The organism is Desulfobacterales bacterium (assembly GCA_029211065.1).
Lineage (GTDB): Bacteria > Desulfobacterota > Desulfobacteria > Desulfobacterales > JARGFK01 > JARGFK01.
Map to the genome: position 1 here is coordinate 1 of JARGFK010000197.1, position 4,198 is coordinate 4,198.

General features: G+C 48.1%; 7 protein-coding genes. 2 read left to right on the top strand and 5 right to left on the bottom strand.

Going from position 1 to position 4,198, the window contains the following annotated elements; all coding sequences use genetic code 11:
- On the top strand, window positions 1-212 hold a 212-nt coding region (locus P1P89_22400), incomplete at its 5' end, for a DUF86 domain-containing protein (GenBank protein MDF1594272.1).
- Between the two features lie 661 nt (window positions 213-873).
- On the opposite strand, the gene P1P89_22405 is transcribed toward P1P89_22400, so the two are convergent.
- The 3 genes from P1P89_22405 to P1P89_22415 are packed head-to-tail and all read right to left on the bottom strand — an operon-like array spanning window position 874 to window position 1,519.
- Window positions 874-1,098, bottom strand: coding sequence for a type II toxin-antitoxin system HicB family antitoxin (locus P1P89_22405; protein MDF1594273.1), 225 nt, complete (start codon window positions 1,096-1,098; stop codon window positions 874-876).
- Window positions 1,098-1,289: a type II toxin-antitoxin system HicA family toxin gene (locus tag P1P89_22410; protein MDF1594274.1), complete on the bottom strand. Its 192-nt coding sequence runs from the start codon at window positions 1,287-1,289 to the stop codon at window positions 1,098-1,100. Before P1P89_22410 ends, P1P89_22405 begins: the two co-directional genes overlap by 1 nt.
- 59 nt (window positions 1,290-1,348) lie before the next feature.
- Window positions 1,349-1,519 (bottom strand): hypothetical protein, encoded by a 171-nt coding sequence (locus tag P1P89_22415; protein ID MDF1594275.1) that lies wholly within the window; start codon window positions 1,517-1,519, stop codon window positions 1,349-1,351.
- Between the two features lie 275 nt (window positions 1,520-1,794).
- Between P1P89_22415 and P1P89_22420 the strand changes: the two genes are divergently transcribed.
- Window positions 1,795-2,064, top strand: coding sequence for an integration host factor subunit beta (locus P1P89_22420; protein ID MDF1594276.1), 270 nt, complete (start codon window positions 1,795-1,797; stop codon window positions 2,062-2,064).
- Between the two features lie 150 nt (window positions 2,065-2,214).
- Here P1P89_22420 and istB read toward each other — a convergent pair whose 3' ends face one another.
- A complete protein-coding gene (gene istB / locus P1P89_22425; protein ID MDF1594277.1) occupies window positions 2,215-3,003 on the bottom strand; it encodes an IS21-like element helper ATPase IstB in 789 nt (262 codons plus the stop codon).
- The gene (gene istA, locus P1P89_22430) at window positions 3,000-4,136 is read right to left on the bottom strand and encodes an IS21 family transposase (GenBank protein ID MDF1594278.1); all 1,137 of its coding nucleotides are present in this window, start codon (window positions 4,134-4,136) and stop codon (window positions 3,000-3,002) included. The genes istB and istA overlap by 4 nt, the downstream gene beginning before the upstream one ends.
- Window positions 4,137-4,198 lie beyond the last annotated feature (62 nt).

Below are 4,198 nucleotides of genomic sequence, written 5' to 3' on the forward strand. Positions count from 1 at the left end.
GTGAAGGGTTAAAGAATCTTGACAAGGTGACCGCCAATTCGCTTCTCTCCAAATATCCCCAAATCGAATGGCATAAAGCCAAAGCCTTAAGGGACATAATCAGTCATCATTATTTCGATGTGAATGCTGAAGCAATTTTTGATGTATGTAAAAATCATATCCCAGCCCTCGGTGAAATGATATTGAAAATTAAAAACGAGTTTAAGACCTGACAGTTTTAAGCCTCACTTTCCAGAAAAGTCCCACATCACGAAAAAAGGGTTTTTCGCAAAGTGCGATAAACACCTGGTACGCGCGTTGAACACCTTTATTTATTAAAATACAAATGTGAAATCCCGCTTAACGGGGGCAGGATTCGAACCTGCGGCCTACGGATTCGAAGACCAAGAAAATGATAATCCGAATTGTCTATATTTTTAACAGGTTGAATCTAAAGCACTTTTTAAGAGTGTTTTTGGTTCTGTTTGGAAATTTTTGATAACTTTTGACCTTGACGGGCACATTTTGGGCACAATCGGGCACGGCTATTTGGCTGTGTCCTTTTTTCACGATTCAAAATAAAAATACACCTTCCAGAAAACCACCGAGGGATTTTTAATCCATCGCCCCCTTTTCTGATACGAAATTACGCCATCCAAAAATAATTGCCTTGGAACAGTTCAATTCCATTAAAAAAAGAAAGTGTGTGCCCATGCCACCCTTACCCCTGAATTCACGACAATCTGACCTTATCGGCATAACGTAATAACATAGCAATATTGTAGTGTAGTTTCAGTACAGTAGAACACAAAACGGCACCAGAACCCTGCACCATTTGATCAACCCAAATCAGAAATTTCAACTTTATAGAAAAACTGGAAAAAGTGGTTTAAATCAGGCGAATTGGGCTTGATAAATTACTGGCCGATATTTTGGCGGTGGAATTGTCTTGCCTTCAGCCATGGCAGCTTCAATCCACAAAGACTTAGCTTTTTGCACCTCGTGAAGCGCCTTATCCGGTGTATCACCAAAAGCTGAGCATGCTTCAAGGTCCGGGATGTCGGCAATATATCCGTCGTCATCTTCTGAATAGAAAATATTTATATGATAGTCGCGCATTATTTTTCATCCTCCAGTATAAGGGCATGTTTTTCAACAAATTTTAAAAACTGACGGATCTGATACGGTTTCGCTTGGCCTTTTACATTTTGCAGGTTGATAAGCTCCGGTATATCCGATCGAGAAAAAATATGATGACTTCCATCAGTTCTTGAAAGAGAGAAACCAAATCCTTCAACAAGATTCACCATATCAGAAAACCTGATATTTTTCGACCCGGCAAGAACCTTTTGAAGTATCTTCTTTCTATTCATTCGTCAGTTGGAAAAGCTTTTGCAGCATCTGGAGATAACGATTTGGGGGTTATCTCTTGTTCGGAACGCTTGGCATATCTTCCGCGCAGACCATCTTTAAGCAATGTGGTGAGATCGTATTCAGGTCGAAGTTCGTCATCGGTTTCGTCTTTGGATTTATTTTTCATTCCAGTTTTATCCGGGTCCGCAATTCGCGATTCAAAACTCCTCAAGTCAATCACTTTTTCATCACGAAATATCGATAAGTTTAAAAATACCAAAGATAATCGTATAGATCAAGGCTGATTCAATAAAAACCGATTGGTTGCCTGTCTTGAAGGTTCTGTTGAAATTCTATTGGTTATGGTGCTAATTTGTTATTATTACATTGCTAATTCGAAGGAATACCGATAACTTACCAAAAATTGCTGAATCAACGCTATAACCACAGTGGAGGAAAAAAATGAACAAACTCGAATTAATTGACGCCCTGAAAAATCAGGAAAATTTGACGAAGTCTGAAGCCGCCAAGGTGGTTGAAATCTTCTTCGGCGAGATGGCCGATGCCCTTGCCAAGGATGAAAGGGTTGAGATCCGGGGGCTGTGCTCTTTTTATGTCAAGAAATACCAAGGATACACCGGCAGAAATCCCAAGACCGGCGAAACCACAATGGTCAAGCCTAAGAAGCTGCCTTTTTTCAAGGCGCCCGTGGTAATGGCAATCGAAAATTGACCCACCGTGGCAACCGAAATTTGACCCACCCCCTGGTTGATAACAGATTTTCTGATGTCTCATCGAGACGGGTCTGATTTCGGCCTTCCAGAATGCCCTGTAAGCTACGAACGCCGGCCGGCCCTTGGGTTACCCATTACCAGAACGGGCTCATTTGGAACCCTTTGACGTCCCATGAGGATCTTTACCCTTCTTTTTGGATAGCGTATCCTTGAGCCGATAGCTCTCCCAGGAGCAATTGATTATGTGGGCGTTATGAGTGACGCGGTCCAGAAGTGCCGCCGTCAGGGTCGCTTCGCCAAATATCTGGGTCCAGTCACCAAAGCCCAGGTTGCTGGTGATGATTACCGGCTTGCGCTCATGGCGCTCAGCCAGCACCTGGAACAGAAGCTCGGCTCCTTCTTTGGTAAAGGGCACATAGCCCAACTCGTCTACAATCAGTAGCCCATAGCCAAAAAAGCGATTGATCGTGCGTTTAAGGCTCCTTTCGCTACGGGCCTCGATCAGTTCATTGGCCAGTTCGCAACCGGTGGTAAAGCGTGTCCGGACCCCCTGGCCGCAGGCGGCCATGCCAAGGGCTGTAGCCAGATGGGTTTTTCCGGTTCCGCTTTTTCCTAAAAAGATGATGTTGCGCTTTCCCTTGAGATACTCACCGGATAAGAGCTCCTTGATGAGGCGAAGATCCAGCTCCGGCGCCGCTTCGAATTTAAATGTTTCGATCGGCTTTAAAAGTGGGAACTTGGCATCCCGGATGCGCCGCTTGCGGCCGTTTTCCATCCGGGTGGCATTCTCAAGATCGGTTAAATTCAATAAAAACTCGGCATAATCCTGGCTGTTTTCTTTGGCCTGGCGAAGCTGGCTCTCAAGTTGAGCTCCGATTGCCGCCAGGCGCAACAGCTTCAAGTTGGCTTTCAATTGAGCCATGACCGCGGCACTCATATCCCACCTCCGATCTGTCCATACACGGAGACATCCGGAGGAGGCAGACGCTGCCAGCTCGACAAGGCTGGTATGGGTGCCGTACTGCTTTTTAACAGCAGATGCTTGAGCGCCGCACTGGAGCCGATATCGGCGGCAAGGGCGTGCGCTACGGCCTCGATAACCGCCGAGGAATCATGGTCCTTAAACAACATGAGGACCTCGATAAATTCCTTGACGCCTTTGGTATCTCCCTGCCGGGCATTAAATCGGCTCAGCAGCGCTTCCAGACAATCGGGCCACTGAGCGCGCCACTGCCGGATCGGCCGGGCGGACTCAAACGCCTGAGGTCGGCGGTAAATAAGCTCCAGGTAATGCTGCGGATCCATCTGCCATTTATTGTTGCCGTATACCCGGCTGTGGACGGCGATCTTTTTGCTGTTGTGGAAAATCTCCACCACATCGGTATAGACCAGCGTCTGGACCCTCAAGCCGGCATAGGTCGTCGGCGCCGAGTAGCGGTTCTTATCGACGATCACAGTGGCGTACTTGTCGACCTTGCCTGCACCGGCCTCCCCATTCTGATAGGGTACCGGTGGCAGGGCAATAAGATGTCTTTTCTCCTGTTCGAAAAGCTCGCCGACGGTCTCGCTGCGGCCGGCAATGCGGTGACGGCCAAAGGCAAGACACTGCTCACGCAGCCTGCTGTTGAGCTCTTCAAGGCTTGCGGCCCGGGGAACTGGCACCATATAGTTGCGCCGGGCATAGCCGACCAGACCCTCAACGCCACCCTTCTCATGGCCCTGGCCGATATTGCAAAACCGGGGGGTGAAGTTGTAATAGGCCTTGAACCTGGCAAAGCTCTCCTGAAGCCGACGCTCCTTGCCGCGCAAAACCTTCTCAACGGCGGTCGTCAAATTGTCATAGATCAGGGTGGGGAAAACCCCATCAAAAAAAGAAAACGCCTGAATATGGCCCTCAAACAGGGCCTGCTGGCGCTCGCAGGGATAGCACTGCACAAGGTGCATGCCGCTTGCCTTGGAGCGCACGCAAAACATTTTAAGCTTGGTCGGCTCATCGGCTAATATGGCCTGACAGTTGCCCCAATCAGCCTCGGCTTCACTCCCCAACTCCGGATCCGAGGGAATGAACACAGCCCCCTGTGTTAGGATAGTTGTCGCATGAGGTAAAACCCGCTATAAGAGGGGGCAGAAGG

Coding starts and splice junctions, on each gene's coding strand:
- P1P89_22405 (MDF1594273.1), bottom strand. CDS start 1,098: ATGCGCGACTATCATATAAATATTTTCTATTCAGAAGATGACGACGGA.
- P1P89_22410 (MDF1594274.1), bottom strand. CDS start 1,289: ATGGTGAATCTTGTTGAAGGATTTGGTTTCTCTCTTTCAAGAACTGAT.
- P1P89_22415 (MDF1594275.1), bottom strand. CDS start 1,519: ATGAAAAATAAATCCAAAGACGAAACCGATGACGAACTTCGACCTGAA.
- P1P89_22420 (MDF1594276.1), top strand. CDS start 1,795: ATGAACAAACTCGAATTAATTGACGCCCTGAAAAATCAGGAAAATTTG.
- istB (MDF1594277.1), bottom strand. CDS start 3,003: ATGAGTGCCGCGGTCATGGCTCAATTGAAAGCCAACTTGAAGCTGTTG.